Annotated in this window: 11 protein-coding genes; 2 read left to right on the top strand and 9 right to left on the bottom strand. The window is 63.1% G+C overall.

The window, feature by feature from the left end:
• Positions 1–78: 78 nt before the first annotated feature.
• From K5X80_RS05615 to K5X80_RS05590, 6 genes are all read right to left on the bottom strand, one after another.
• Positions 79–1,596 carry an amidase gene (locus K5X80_RS05615; protein ID WP_261390648.1) on the bottom strand — a complete coding sequence of 506 codons (1,518 nt, stop codon included), beginning with the start codon at positions 1,594–1,596 and terminating at the stop codon, positions 79–81.
• Positions 1,597–1,773: 177 nt separating this feature from the next.
• On the bottom strand, positions 1,774–2,532 hold the full coding sequence (locus K5X80_RS05610) for an SDR family NAD(P)-dependent oxidoreductase (protein ID WP_222559861.1): 759 nt from the start codon (positions 2,530–2,532) through the stop codon (positions 1,774–1,776).
• Between the two features lie 113 nt (positions 2,533–2,645).
• Positions 2,646–3,251, bottom strand: coding sequence for a TetR/AcrR family transcriptional regulator (locus tag K5X80_RS05605; RefSeq protein WP_222559860.1), 606 nt, complete (start codon positions 3,249–3,251; stop codon positions 2,646–2,648).
• Positions 3,252–3,424: 173 nt separating this feature from the next.
• A complete protein-coding gene (locus tag K5X80_RS05600; protein WP_222559859.1) occupies positions 3,425–4,480 on the bottom strand; it encodes an alcohol dehydrogenase in 1,056 nt (351 codons plus the stop codon).
• A gap of 83 nt (positions 4,481–4,563) precedes the next feature.
• Complete coding sequence (locus K5X80_RS05595) at positions 4,564–5,439, bottom strand: Coq4 family protein (protein ID WP_222559858.1); 876 nt, start codon at positions 5,437–5,439, stop codon at positions 4,564–4,566.
• Between the two features lie 110 nt (positions 5,440–5,549).
• A complete protein-coding gene (locus K5X80_RS05590; protein WP_222559857.1) occupies positions 5,550–7,286 on the bottom strand; it encodes an N-acyl-D-amino-acid deacylase family protein in 1,737 nt (578 codons plus the stop codon).
• Between the two features lie 165 nt (positions 7,287–7,451).
• On the opposite strand from K5X80_RS05590, the gene K5X80_RS05585 reads away from it, so the two are divergent.
• Positions 7,452–8,234, top strand: coding sequence for a helix-turn-helix domain-containing protein (locus K5X80_RS05585; protein ID WP_222559856.1), 783 nt, complete (start codon positions 7,452–7,454; stop codon positions 8,232–8,234).
• A 20-nt stretch (positions 8,235–8,254) separates the two neighbouring features.
• Here K5X80_RS05585 and K5X80_RS05580 read toward each other — a convergent pair whose 3' ends face one another.
• The gene (locus K5X80_RS05580) at positions 8,255–9,310 is read right to left on the bottom strand and encodes a tyrosine-protein phosphatase (RefSeq protein ID WP_222559855.1); all 1,056 of its coding nucleotides are present in this window, start codon (positions 9,308–9,310) and stop codon (positions 8,255–8,257) included.
• Between the two features lie 164 nt (positions 9,311–9,474).
• Between K5X80_RS05580 and K5X80_RS05575 the strand changes: the two genes are divergently transcribed.
• Positions 9,475–10,584 (top strand): HPP family protein, encoded by a 1,110-nt coding sequence (locus K5X80_RS05575; RefSeq protein WP_222559854.1) that lies wholly within the window; start codon positions 9,475–9,477, stop codon positions 10,582–10,584.
• 9 nt (positions 10,585–10,593) lie between these two features.
• On the opposite strand, the gene recQ is transcribed toward K5X80_RS05575, so the two are convergent.
• Together recQ and K5X80_RS05565 are read right to left on the bottom strand one after the other, a co-directional pair.
• The gene (gene recQ, locus K5X80_RS05570; RefSeq protein WP_222559853.1) at positions 10,594–12,360 is read right to left on the bottom strand and encodes a DNA helicase RecQ; all 1,767 of its coding nucleotides are present in this window, start codon (positions 12,358–12,360) and stop codon (positions 10,594–10,596) included.
• A gap of 150 nt (positions 12,361–12,510) precedes the next feature.
• Positions 12,511–13,971: an amidohydrolase gene (locus K5X80_RS05565; RefSeq protein ID WP_222559852.1), complete on the bottom strand. Its 1,461-nt coding sequence runs from the start codon at positions 13,969–13,971 to the stop codon at positions 12,511–12,513.
• Positions 13,972–13,975 lie beyond the last annotated feature (4 nt).

Genomic DNA, 13,975 nt, shown 5'->3' with positions numbered 1-13,975 from the left:
CTTTCTTATCGGTGTGATTCTGTGATCGATGTGAGGGATGGCTTACAAATCGGACGACGGCAAGGCCCGGAATAAACCTCACGCCATGCGCGGCCTGCGATCCCGCCACGGAGCCGCCTTTTCGAGCTGCCCGGCGAGGCGGAAAAGCGTCGCTTCCGCGCCATAGCGGGCAGAGAACATCACCCCGATCGGCAAGCCCGATTGCGACATGCCGAGCGGTACGGACATGCTCGGCTGGCCGGTCTGGTTCTGCAACCCGCTAAACGGCACGAAAGCGCTGATCGCCTTGATGTACGCTTCGATATCCGGGTTGGACAGGTTGATCACGCCAAGCGGCAGCGGCGGGCTGGCCACGGTGGGCGACAGCAGGATATCGTAATCGTTCATGAATTCCGAAACCGCAGTGGCGGCCACCATCAGATCGTTGGTCCCCTGCACATAGTCGGCGCCAGCGGTTTTCTGCCCCATCTGGTAATACATCAGCGTGGCCGCTTCGAGCACATCAAGGCCGGGCTTGATCCCCAGCGCCGCGCACCGCGCGTTCACCGTGGCCACGATGGAGGAACCGATAATTGCAAAGGACGCCTTGCCGATCGCGTCCATGTCCAGCTTGGGCGCTGCTTCCTCGACCGTATGGCCAAGCTTTTCGCACAGCGCCGCCGCATTGCGGACGGCCGCCACCACATCGGGATCGACAGGCGTACCGAGCGCCGGTGTGACGTTCAAAGCGATCCGCAGACGGCCCGGATCACGCCCCACTTCCTCCAGAAACGGGCGTTCCGGCGTCGGCGCGGTATAGCGCGCGCCCGGCTCCAGGCCGTGCGTGGCGTCGAGCAGCGCGGCACTGTCGCGCACGCTGCGGGTGACAGCATGATGCGCCGACATCCCGCCCCAGCCTTCGGTGTAGGGCGGCCCCATGGGCACCCGGCCCCGGCTGGGCTTGAGCCCGAACAGGCCGCAGCACGACGCCGGAATGCGGATGGAGCCGCCGCCATCGGTGGCATGCGCCGCAGGCAGCACGCCCGAGGCGACCGCCACCGCCGCGCCGCCGCTCGATCCGCCGGCGATTCGTTCCGGATTCCACGGATTGCGCGTTGCCCCCATCAACAGGCTTTCCGTGGTCGCGGTCAGGCCGAATTCGGGCGATGTCGTCTTGCCGAAAATCACCAGGCCCGCCCGTTCGTACCGCTTGACCAGTTCCGAAGTGACAGTCGCCCGGTTGCCTTTGAACAGACGGCTGCCCTGTTCGGTCAGTTCCCCGGCAATATGGGTGTTGAGATCCTTGATCAGCCAGGGAACGCCCTGGAACGGCCCTTCAGGCACGCCCTTGGCCACCGTGGCGCGGGCGCGTTCATAGAGCTTGTGCGCTATGAAATTCAGTTTCGGGTTGTGCTTTTCCGCCCGCGCGATAGCCGCTTCGAGCAGTTCCGAGGCGGACACCTGCCTGGTCTTCACCAGTTCGGCCAGCCCCATCGCGTCATGATCGTCGAGCACATGGCCCGATGCGCGCGATGCCGCACCGGCCGGAACCGATACCGCCGCCGTGGCCGCAATCGCCGCCGCCCCGGCAAGCATTTCTCGACGTGTAGTGTCCATGACGCATTCCTTCCCGTTTTATCGCGCCATCCCTGCCCGCAACGGGCACCGGATAGCGCCAGTTTTACCCTTCGAACCAGGTGCTCAATTCGATACCGGATGCCCGGTGACGCTCATAGACGGCTGTCAGTCCGATGACCGGCGCACTGCGGACAATATGCACCATCGCGCTACCGATCAGTCCCGCATGGCCATTCCGCCGTTGACACTGATCACCTGCCCGGTGATCCATTCCGCATCGTCCGACATCAGGAATGCGGCCATCGCGGCCAGATCTTCCGGCTTGCCCAGGCGGGGCAGTGCCGCGCGCCTGAGGCCCGCTTCGCGATATTCGTCGGTCAGATGCTCCAGCGCCGCTTCGGTCAGCACCAGGCCGGGGCAGACGACATTGGCACGGATGCCTTCCTTGCCATAACGCGCCGCGACATGGCGCATCATCGCATGGATGCCGTTCTTGGCCGTGGGATAGGCGACCTGCCACGGTGCGCCGCCATAGGCCGCGCCCGAACTGGTGTAGAGCATCGCGCCGCCGCCCTGTTCGAGCATCGCGGGCAGGGCCTGTTGCGTGCAGATGAGATAGGAACGCAGATTGAGCGCGATCGAACGGTCGAACGTTTCGAGGCTAATCGTCAGCGCATCGACATCGCCCTGCGTGGCCCCGGCAGCGTTGGCGTGGAAATAGTTCAATGCGCCATAGGTGCCGATGCAGGTCTGGACGAGCGCCGCCACCGAGTCCGGCTCGCAGATATCGAGCCCCATACCGATCGCCTTGCCGCCCGCTTCGACAATGCGCGCGGCGGTGGCCTGGGCCCATTCTTCTTCGAGATCGCCGATCACGACAGCAGCGCCTTCTTCGGCCAGCCGAAGCGCCGTGGCCGCGCCGATCCCGCGCCCACCACCGGCAATCACCCCGGCCTTGCCTGCCAATCCCCGCATGACCATTCTCCCCGGTGCAACCGCTGCGCGCGGCCACCTCGCTTTTCTGAACTCAAGTTCATAATTGGACCTGGGTTCACGTCAAGCGGAGAAATATGGGAAATCGTAGGCGTTCAGCCTTGGGGGGAACGCCTGAGCATCACGCAAATCCACTTCGCGGCCTCGGTCAACCGTTCTTCCAGCGGATAGCCGGGGGTGAGCCGCCAATTGTGAACCATACCAATGAACACCCCGGTCATGATTTCGGCGATGGCGCGCGGATCGGGGGCATCGGGTGCGAACTGGGTATCGCCGCCTTCCAGCAGGCTTTCGAAGCCGGTCGTCAGCCGCTCCATCCGTTCGAGCACCCCAGCCTCATTCCAGCCGAGTTCGGAATAGCCGACCAGCGGGCGCAACTTTTCCGCCCCGGCGTCCATGACCTGCCCCGTCTTGACGAAAGCCAGCATTACGCGTTCCCCCACATCGGTGGTCGCGTTGCGGCATTCCTCGATCCGGGCGAAGAAATGCTCGTGCATTTCCATCACCAGATGATCGAGAATTTCCCCTTTGCCTGTGAAGTAATTGAACAGCGTGGTGCGCGAAACCTGCGCTTCCCTGGCGATATCGTCCATGGTTGTCCCCTGCACACCGTCGCGGGCGAACCCCGCGCGTGCCGCGTCGAGGATGGCGTTGCGCCTGCGCTCCTTGTTAAGTTCGCGGCGGGAGACAGGTTTGTTCATTGGGCAATCCGTGCCGGAATAATACCATTTTCGACACGTGGCTTGCCCCCGTGCCACAAGAACGGCTCTTGCGCCGCTGCTCATGGCACAACATTGGCTGCGCCAGAAGCCCCAGCGCCACAATTTCCCTCTCTCCGGAAAGCAACAATACCCCCTGCGGGGCGCTTATCCCCTCACGGCACGAGCACCGCGCGCCCGACCACTCGCCCGCTCGCGAGATCGTCCAGCGCCTGATTGGCCTGATCCAGCGGGCGCGCGTCAATCGGCAGCGGGGTTTGCGGCAGCGTGCTGACGAGATCGACCAGTTCGTGCAGTTCCTGCAGATTGCCGACATAGCTGCCCTGCACTGTCAGCGCTTTCATCGGAAACAGCGGCAACGACCATGGCGAGGCTCCGCCGAAGAGGCCAACAATGACCATTTTCCCGCCTTTGGCCAGAAGATCGAAGCCCAGCGCCGCCGTGGCGGGATTGCCGACGAAATCGATCCCCGCCAGAAGCGGAGTGCCCAGCGCCTGATTGATCTGCGCCGCCGCATCGGGTGCAGCTCCATCGATCACGGCCAGCGCCCCCGCCTGCAAGGCGGCTTCCCGCTTGGCCGGATCGAGATCGACCACCACCGCCCCCTTGCCCCCCAAGGCCTTGAGCAGCGCGAGACACATCAGGCCCAGCCCACCCGCACCGATCAACAGGATCGGTTGGCGCCGGGCGACATCCATCACTTTGCGCAGCGCGCTGTAAGTGGTGAGGCCCGAACAGGCGAGCGGCGCGGCCGCGGTCGGTTCGATGCCCTTGAGATCGAGCAGGTAGCGCGGATGCGGGGCAAGAATGTGATCGGCATAGCCGCCATCGCGGTGAACCCCGAGATTGGCCGGGGCACCGAGACACAGGTTTTCCGAACCTGCCGTGCAATTGGCGCAAGAGCCGCAACCGATCCACGGATAGATCAGCCGTATATCGCCCACCGCCACGCCGGTTGCGTCGGGGCCGACGGCCACCACTTCGCCCACCGTTTCATGGCCCAGCGTGCGCGGCAGGCGCACGCCGCGATCGGTCAGTGAAAGCACTTTCCCGCCGCCCAGATCATATCCGCCTTCGCACAGATGAAGATCGCTGTGGCACACGCCGGCCGCCCGCGTGCGCAGAAGGACTTCCGTTCCGCTGGGCTGCGGATTGGCCTTTTCGTTCGGTTCAAGCGCCGCGCCGAACGCAACGAGCTGATAACTCTTCATGATTTCCCTCTCCCGGAAGCCGCGCCGCGCGGCAGCGCCCGCCCGGACCTTGCTGGGCCCGGGCGGTGTGCCTGCGATAATGCTTATTCGGCGGCGATGCTCTGCGCCTGTTCCGCCGGAAAGCGCGGATCTTCGCTGTACGGCGTGCTGTCTTCCCAATAGCCCGGCGGCGGCGCGTCGGTGATCCCGTATTCCTCGCGGATTTCCTCCACCGAAATGTCGATCAGTTCACGCCAGGGCAGCAGCATCAGGGGGAATTTCCAGTTGCGCCCCTGCGCATAGCCGCGCTCCTCCGCCTCGATCTGGATCGGCACCGCCTTGGGATAATAGAGGTTGCTCTTCATCAGGCTCTTGGCCTTCAGATAGTTCGAGACGCGGTTCATGTAAGCCGCCAGTTCCGGGCAGAAATACTTGTAAGCCGCGCGGATATTGGCCGCAATCAGCGCCAGTTCGCCGCCGTTGTTGGGGCCGAACCCCGTGACCATATGCTCAAGATCGTGCGTGAGCGCGCGTTCCTTGAGGTAATAGGTGTAGTCGCTGTCGACTTTCATCCCCTGGAAGAACACGTCCATGTTGAAACCGCTGTTGGCGATGAAATCGTGGATCATGTGGCCCAGCGTGCCGGGCTTGCAATGGGCGACGTCTTCAGCCTTGAAGTCGGAGAGGAGCTTGCGGTCGAGCCAGTTGCGGAATTCGGGCAGGCGCTGCTTTTCCGCTTCGAACAGGCGGAAGATTTCCGGCATGTCTTCCAGATCGTGCAGAATCTGCGCCACTTCGGGAATGTAGGCGGTGTTGGGCATGTCCGGCCCGTTCCGGCGAAGCATTTCCTGCGCCATCAGTTCGCGCAGCACCGGGTGGTTCAGATAGCGCGAGGAACTGATCAGAACCGAACTCTGCGTTTCATACCGGCGCACCGCGCCGTTGAAATACTCGTAATCCGCCTTGGTGACTTCAACCATTGCATCTCTCCTCGTTCTCTTATGGCGCGCATTCTGCGCCGTGCCCGGCAAATAGCAAGATGCAGCCGCGCCGTTTCGATCGGCGCGGCTGCGATTTCCGCCGGGTCCTGTTATTCTGCGGCCTGAGCCAGTTCGACACCAGCCGAAGGACTGAGGAACGCGCCGGGCAGGGCCCCGGTGAAACGCCCGTCCATGAAGGTGGGCATACCGTTCACCAGCGTCAGACGCATCGGGGCCGCATCGCGGGTATAGCGCCAGCTGATACCGTAATTGCCGGTCGGCACATCGAAGCGCTTGTATTCTTCGCGGCGTTCGATCTCGTCGGGATGGAACACGGTGATATCCGCCCGCATGCCTGCGCAAATGACCCCGCGATCATCCAGCCCGAAGTGCCCGGCAAGCTTGCCGGTCAACGCATGGATCGCCTCTTCCATCGTCACCATGCCTTCGCGGACATATTTGGTGAAGATCAGGATGTTTTCGCCGCCGCCGCAGAACATCTGCAAGTGCGCCCCGGCATCGGAAATATTGCCCACCGTCATCGGATCGCGGATCAGCCTGGCGGTCAGTTCTTCATCCTTGGGGAACGGCGCCATGTGCACGGTGGAACCGAGGCCGTTGGACAGAATCCACTCCGCCATGGCATCCGATGCGTGAACGCCCAGTGCATCGGCGTGGTCCCTGAGGGTGAGATTGATCGGGCCGAAGCCGTTTTCCGAATTGCGCAGATGCAGCGATTGCGGATTGGCCATCGGCGAATGCTTCCATGCCTGATTGTCCCAGCTATCGCGGGCCCGGGCGCGCCATTCCGGATCGCGCAGCAGGCGTTCCTTTTCTTCCGCCGTTTCGGCCAGCACGACTTCGTGCCAGACATAATCGTTGGACTGGGCGAAAATCAGCGACCGTTCGATCGACAAGGTGTTGGTCGGCGAAACATGGCTGAATCCGGCCCAAAAATCATAGCCTTCCGCCTGAAGCCGCGCCATCTGCGGTTCCATGATTTCGCGGATATCCTTCTGGAAATCGAGCGCGGGAATGGCGCCTGCGATCTGCACACGCACTTTCTTGCCCTTGAGCAGGCGCGCCATCCGGTCGAGCGAGGCCGGGCCCGTCTTGCGCATGAACGTGTCGACGATCACCTGATAGGTGCGGCCGGGATAGCGTTCCATCACTTCGAACAGAGCGGCGAATTCGGCATCGTCAGCCAACAGTGTCGGGATCGGGCGGTTCTGCCCGTCATGATCGTGCAGATTGTCCGACATGCCCAGCGCCCCGGCGGCCAGCGCATCGTCGAGCAGTTCGGCCATTTTCGCCACTTCCTCCGGCGTCGCCGCCCGGGTCCATGCGTCCATGCCCATCGCGGCCAGGCGAATGGCGATATGGCCGACAAAAGCACCATAGTTCGCCGGCACGCGGACATGCTTGGTCATCGATTGCTTGTATTCCGACCACTTGCGCCAGTCCCACGGCAAATTCTGCACGAAGGGCGCTTCCGGGATATCCTCGAAGAAGGAGAATATCTTGACCATTTCCAGCCGCACGGCCTCCTCGTCGGAAACCGGCGCGGCAGAAAAACCGCAATTGCCGAGGATGACGGTGGTCGTGCCATAGCCGGGCAGCGGATCGAGATCGGGCTGCCACCACATCGTGCCATCGTAATGGGTATGGCTTTCGATGAAGCCCGGCGCGACGACGCAATCGCGTGCATCGATAATGCGTTCGCCCCGCGCTTCGAGATCGGGGCCGACTTCGACAATGCGGTCGTCGGCAACGCGCACATCGGCCGCGAAGCCCTTTGCCCCCGTGCCGTCGATAACCGTGCCGTTCTTGATCAGGATACCTGCCATCTGTCCTTCTCCTGCTGCTGGCGACGCGTAATCCGCGTCTGATCTGTGCCGCACTTTTACAGGTCCGCAAGGCTGCGTGACAAACGATCGAAGCAGACATAGATCATGTGAAGAGCCAATTTGGCTTGTGACACGAACCGTTGATGAATCGATGGAGGCACAGGCATGCCCGCACGATCCGATCGCCAGTTTCCGCAATGGATGGCCACTTTGCGCAGGCTGCTGCGCGCCAACGGATTCACCATCCGGATGATCGCCGAACGCCTGGAAGTGAGTGACGCCACCGTGAAGCGCTGGTTCCAGGGGCGGGGCCTCGCCACCGACCGGCTGGAGGACCTGTGCGCATTGGCTGGAATCCGCCTGAACGAACTGGCCGAACTGGCAGGCGGCCCGCCGCGTGAACTGGCCCGCGAACTGACACTGGCGCAGGAGCAGGCGCTGACGGAAAGCACGCTGCTGTCGTTCCTGTTCTTCATGGCGATGAGCGGCTGGCCGCCGCGCGACCTGCATGACGATTTCGGCGTACCGATGGACCGGATCGAGGAACAGTTGGACCGGCTGGAGCGGCTGGCGCTGATCGACCGCCTGCCCGGCGGGCGTGTGCGCAGCCGTGTCGACCGGCGCGTGGCCTGGCGGCGCGGCCCGATGCGCCAGCATTTCGAACAGCACATGAAACGTCAGTTCATGGAAATCGATTTCGGCGATCCCGATACAATCTACACCGCCGAAGCTGCCAAGCTATCCGCATCAGGCATCGCCCGGCTGGAGGAACTGCTGCAACGCTTTCGGCTGGACGTGCAGGAACTGGCGGATGACGACCGCCGCCATGCCCTTCTATCCCGCCAATGGATGACGACGCTCGTCGCCGTGCGCCCGCTCGACACCAGGCGCTTTCGCGAACTCGCCGAAGCGTCGCAACGCGGCGTCCCGCCGGAAGACGCCGCGTAACGCAAGCCATAGCGCCCGGATCAGCTCAGCATTTTCGTCCGCAGCGCTTCGAGATCGACATCGCTCAGCCCCAGCTTCTGCTTGAGGTAGCTTTCCGTCCCGCCATAGCGGCTGTCGATATAGGTGAAGAACTGCGCCAGATGCGATTGGCCGCTGGGGGTGTAAAGCGGCTCTGCCTTGGCGCCGCCCGGTTTTGCCTGGCTCGCCGCATAGTATTTGACCATCGGATTGCCGGGATAATCGGCAGGATCGACCGGCGGCATTTCGACCGAAGGACGGCGGAACCCGGTGGAAAGATGATAGTCCTTCAGAATCGTTTCGCGATCGACCCCCAACACTTCGTAAATCAGCGCCGTGGCGATGCCGGTGCGGTCCTGCCCGGCTGAACAGTGATAGACCACGGCCCCGTCGTCGGCGAGCAGGCGGTTGAAGATCGCCCGCAGCTGCGGCACCAGCAGTTCCTCGATGCCCTGATAGGTGTTTTCGCCGCTACCTGCCTCCATCTTGGCGAACAGCGGCTTCATCGAATAGTCGTTCGAAAGGAACAGCGCCCCGGTGCGATCATCCAGCAGATCGGGTGCGACCTCCCGTTCTTCGAGCGAGCGCAGATCGACCACCGCCCCCAGGCGAAGCTGTTCCAGCAACGCATAGTCCGCATCCGTCAACAGCGGCATTGCCCCCGAACGGAACGCCTTGCCCCAGCGGACAGTTCGCCCGTCCTTGGTGGTATAGCCGCCCAGATCGCGGAAATTGCTGCCTTTCTCCAACGGCAGGAGACGTTCGGCCACCACTTGCGGCGCCTCGTTGCCACGCCGCACGATCACATAGCTGCGTTCGCTGGCCGGAAGTTTCACGGCCACGCGCTGCGCCTTGCTGTCGCGCACGATCAGGGTATCGCCATCATCCAGCACGGTATCGCGGCTCAACCAGAAGCTGGCCGGGACGGTGTCATCGCGCACCACGGTCGCGGATTGCGCATCCTTGCGTTCGATGCGCAACGGTTCCCCCGCGATGGCCGTTGTGGCCAGCGCTCCTGACAGAAGCAGCGTTGCAGTCATGATGGCGATACGTTTCATGGCTTTCCTCAATTATGTTGTGATTGACGCGGGAATGGCCGCAGTGTGTGGAACTTCCCCGCGATAGGCAACCTTTACGGCTGCCCTGCATGCTTGCAGTTGGCGGGAAGGCTGGTTTCGTCTAGCGCGCGGCACTTCCTTTCGACCGACAGATCGACAAAGCCATGCCGCGATTCGCCTTCTTCCGCCAACTGGGTCTTCCGGGGCATCTCAACGTCGTCCGCGCCAGTCTCGGCGCGATGACCGGCATTCTTCTCACGGCCTGGATCAGCCACCAGTGGCTGGGCGATAACCACGGCCTGCCCACGCTGGTCGGGCCGATGGGCGCATCGGCGGTGCTGCTGTTCGCGGTGCCCGCCAGCCCCCTGGCCCAGCCATGGTCGATCATCGGCGGCAATGTCCTCTCTACTCTGGTCGGGGTGGCCTGTGCGGCCTATCTGCCCGGCGGCCTGTTCGCTGGTGCGGCGGCTGTGGCGCTGGCCATCGTAACGATGCGCATGTGCCGCTGCCTCCACCCGCCCGGCGGGGCCATGGCGCTGACCACGGCGCTCGGCGGCCCGGCTATCGCGAAAGCCGGCTTCGCGTTCGCTTTCTTCCCCGTGGGGCTCAACGCGGTGCTTCTGCTATTGGTCGGCATCCTGTTCAACAATGCCACGCGCCACCGCTACCCGCACCGCGCTGCGCCGGCGCAGCCCAACGCGCACGGCACGCGCGATCCCCTGCCGCAAGACCGGGTGGGTTTCACCACCGCCGATATCGATGCGGTGCTGGCTCGCTATGACGAACTGCTCGACGTCAGCCGCGACGATCTCGACACGCTGTTCCGGCAAGTGGAAGCACGCGCCCACCGCCGCCTGCACCGCGCGTTAAGCTGCGCCGATATCATGTCGCGCGATGTGATCGTGGCCCATCCCGACGAAGGCGTCGGCCAGGCGCGCGATCGCCTGCTCGGCCGCAATCTTTCGGCCATGCCGGTGGTCGACGGCAAAGGGCATCCGGTGGGCATCGTCGGCCATGCCCAGCTTCTGGCGGGCAACGGCAGGCTGGTGCAGGACGTGCTCGATCCCGCGCCTTACCGCGCTGCGCCGGACCTGCCGATCGACGAACTGCTGCCCGCGCTATCCACCGGGCTGCATCATGATGCGCTCATCGTCGATCCCGATGGCAAGCTGGCCGGAATGATTACTCAGACCGATCTTCTTGCCGCGCTGTGGCGCAGCCATGTGGCCGAACAGGTCGCCAGCGCGGGCCCGCAGCAGAGCACTCCGGTCTGAACGCCCGCGCTATTGCGCAAAGCGCGCGATCACATCCAGAAACGCCTGCCCGTACACCTCCCGCTTGCGGACGCCGATCCCGGCGATATGCCCCAGATCGAGATCGTTGCGCGGGCGGCGCAGGGCCATTTCGCGCAAAGTGCTGTCATGGAAGATGACATAGGGCGGTACGCCCGCTTCCTTCGCCAGATCGCGGCGCAATTCGCGCAGCGCATCGAACAGCGGATCGCCCACCGGATTGGCCACATCGCCGCGCTTGCCCCGCCGCATGCGCGCAGGCGGCAGGACCAGCGCCACCGCTTCCTCGCCGCGCAGGAACGGACGTGCCGATGGGCCCAGCGTCAGGCCGCCGTGCTCATTCGTTTCCAGCGCATCGCGAACCATCAGCGCACGCGCCACGGGTTTGACCAGCGGCGCCTCATCCTGGCTGACGATACCGAACACCGAAAGCGCATCGTGCCCGCGCGCTGCGATCCGATCGTTGCTCTTGCCCGTCAGCACCGCTTCGATATGGCCCAATCCATAGGATTGCCCGGTGCGGTACACGGCGGATAGCAGCTTCTGCGCCGTCTGCGTCGCATCGACGCTGACCGGGGGCGACAGGCAATTGTCGCAATTGCCACAGCTTGCCGGCGGGTCCTCGCCGAAATGGCGCAGCAGGACCGCGCGCCTGCACCCCGCCGTTTCCACCAGCGCACCCAGTGCCCCGATACGGGCCCTCTCTCCCTGCTGGCGGGCGGGGTCGACTTCACCGATCCGCTGGCGCGCACGAACGAAATCCTCCGCGCCCCATAACAGCGTGGCCACAGCCGGATCACCATCGCGCCCGGCTCGGCCGCTTTCCTGATAATAGCTCTCGATCGATTTCGGCAGCCCGGCATGAATCACGAAGCGGACATCGGGCTTGTCGATCCCCATGCCGAAAGCGACGGTCGCAACCATCACCATATCTTCGCTGGCGAGGAAAGCCGCCTGATTGCCCGCGCGCACCTGCGGATCGAGCCCGGCATGATAGGGCAACACCGGCCGCCCCTTGCCCGCCAGAGACTGCGCCAGCCGCTCTGCCATCGCGCGCGTTTGGACATAGACGATACCCGGCCCCGGATTGGCCGCCAGCACATCGGCAATCTGCCGCTGCATCCCGTCGCGCGGCTTGATCGCATAGCGGATGTTGGGCCGGTCGAAGCCCGAAACCACCAGCCCGGCGGGCGGTAGGCCCAATTGCGCCAGAATATCGGAGCGGGTGTGGCCGTCGGCCGTCGCCGTCAGCGCCAGGCGCGGCACGTGCGGGAATGCATCGAGCAAAGGGCGCAGCAGGCGATAATCGGGTCTGAAATCGTGCCCCCATTCGGAGACGCAGTGCGCCTCGTCGATGGCGAACAGGCATATCCGCGCGCGTTCGAGGAGGTTGCGGAAACCTTCCCCGCTCGCCCGTTCCGGCGCGACATAGAGCAGGTCGAGGTCCCCCGCGATCAGCCGATCCTGCGTTTCGCGCCAGTCGGCGTCGGCGGACGTCAGGCTGGCGGCGCGAATGCCGAGCGCGCGGGCGGAGCGCAACTGATCGTGCATCAGAGCGATCAGCGGCGAAATGACGATACAACAGCCGTCCAGCGCCACGGCGGGAAGCTGGTAACATAGCGATTTGCCCGCCCCGGTGGGCATGATGGCGAGCGTTCCCTGCCCCGCCATCACCCGGCCGATCACCTGTTCCTGCACCCCGCGAAAGGTTTCGAATCCGAAGATATCGTGCAGGAGAATGGCTGGGTCCGCGTGCATCGCCCGTGCCTATAGGAAACTCCCCCGCAGGAGCCCATATGCGGAAGGCGTGCTTTCCCCCCTTTTTCCGCAAATGCCCCCACACATCCGGTCAGTTCAGGCAGCAACAGGGACGGCGTACCTTATATCGGGGCGGTAGGAGCGCTTCCGTCAATCCAGGGGATTTCGATTGCCCAGCAGAGCCTCATATCTGAAGTTCGGGCCTCTCTTTTTCAGAAGCTCTTTCTTCGCGTCGCTCAATGCCTCCGGCGACTGAAACAGGTCGACAGCAGTCATCGCCAGCGCGGCGGCAGCGGTAACCGCGGCCTTCGTTCCTATGGAATTGCCGCTTGCCCCCGCAGCAGCCCAGCTATGCGGTGTCACACCCTGCGGCCACGCCATCACCATGACCCCGACCGTGGGGACGACAACGCTAACATCGCCCACATCGGTCGAGCCTGCCCCGCGCTCGGCACCGGGAGGCAAGGGCGCAAGGGGGATAACCAACGCCGGATCGTTTTCCGGCGCCATGCCCAGGGACTTCTGAACGGATTCGGCGTAGCGATGTTCTTTCTCATCCCATGCCAATGCAGAAGCTGCCGTTTTCAGGTTCTTATAGGCTATTTTGTTGAGAGTATCGTTTATCAGCAAAGGATAGACGCCGCCCTTTATAGTCCATTCAACACTCGTTCCGCTGGCAATCGCAGCGCCTTCCGCTGTTTTCAGAAGCCTTCCCTGTACGTCTTTCACGATATTAACATCGATATCCCTGACGTAGTAACTGCTGGACGCAACGCTGGGGATGACGTTCGGCGCTTCCCCTCCGTTGGTGACAACGCCATGGACCCGTGCACTTTCAGGAATGAACTGCCGCATATAATTAACGGCTACATTCATGATTTCGATACCCGCCAAAGCAGAGCGCCCCTTTTCCGGAGCAATTGCGGCGTGGCTTGAAATCCCGTGAAATGTGAAGTCGGTCTTGATGTTGGCCCTGCTGGTGGAGTTGATCACTGCGGAAAGGCTGTAAGGGTGCCAATGCAGTACGGCGCCGACATCATCGAACAGGCCGGCACGGACCATATATACTTTGCCGTCACCTCCCTCCTCCGCGGGTGTGCCGTAGACTCGCACCTCGCCTTTGAAGCCTGTCTTCGCCATCCACTGCCGCACGGCAAGCGCAGCCCCGACACTGCCCGCCCCCAACAGGTTGTGCCCGCAGGCATGCCCCGCATTTTCGCCAATGACGGGAGATGGCGCGGTCGCTTCGGCCTGCTGGCTGATACCGGGAAGCGCATCGAATTCGGCAAGAAAGGCTATGACAGGCCCATCGCCTGTACGATAACGCGCGACAAATGCCGTTGGCATGTCGGCAACGCCGGAACTTATCGAAAACCCTTCCTTGCGAAGGGCCGACTGCAACAGAGCAGAACTTTTCTCTTCCTTGAATCCCACTTCCGGCATTTTCCAGATTCTGTGGGAAAGATCAGTGATTACCCCTTCATACCTTTTCGCGATATCAATTATTCCGTGGCCATCACGGGATTGCATTTCTTGCGACAAGGCAGGGCCGCTGCACAACAGAAGCAGCGCATATGGGATTGGGATAAATCGCGAAGCAGATTTAATCATAGTA

Source organism: Caenibius sp. WL (assembly GCF_019803445.1).
Lineage (GTDB): Bacteria > Pseudomonadota > Alphaproteobacteria > Sphingomonadales > Sphingomonadaceae > Caenibius.
The sequence above is the reverse complement of the archived record's forward strand: the minus strand, read 5'-3'. Positions and strand labels throughout refer to the sequence as shown.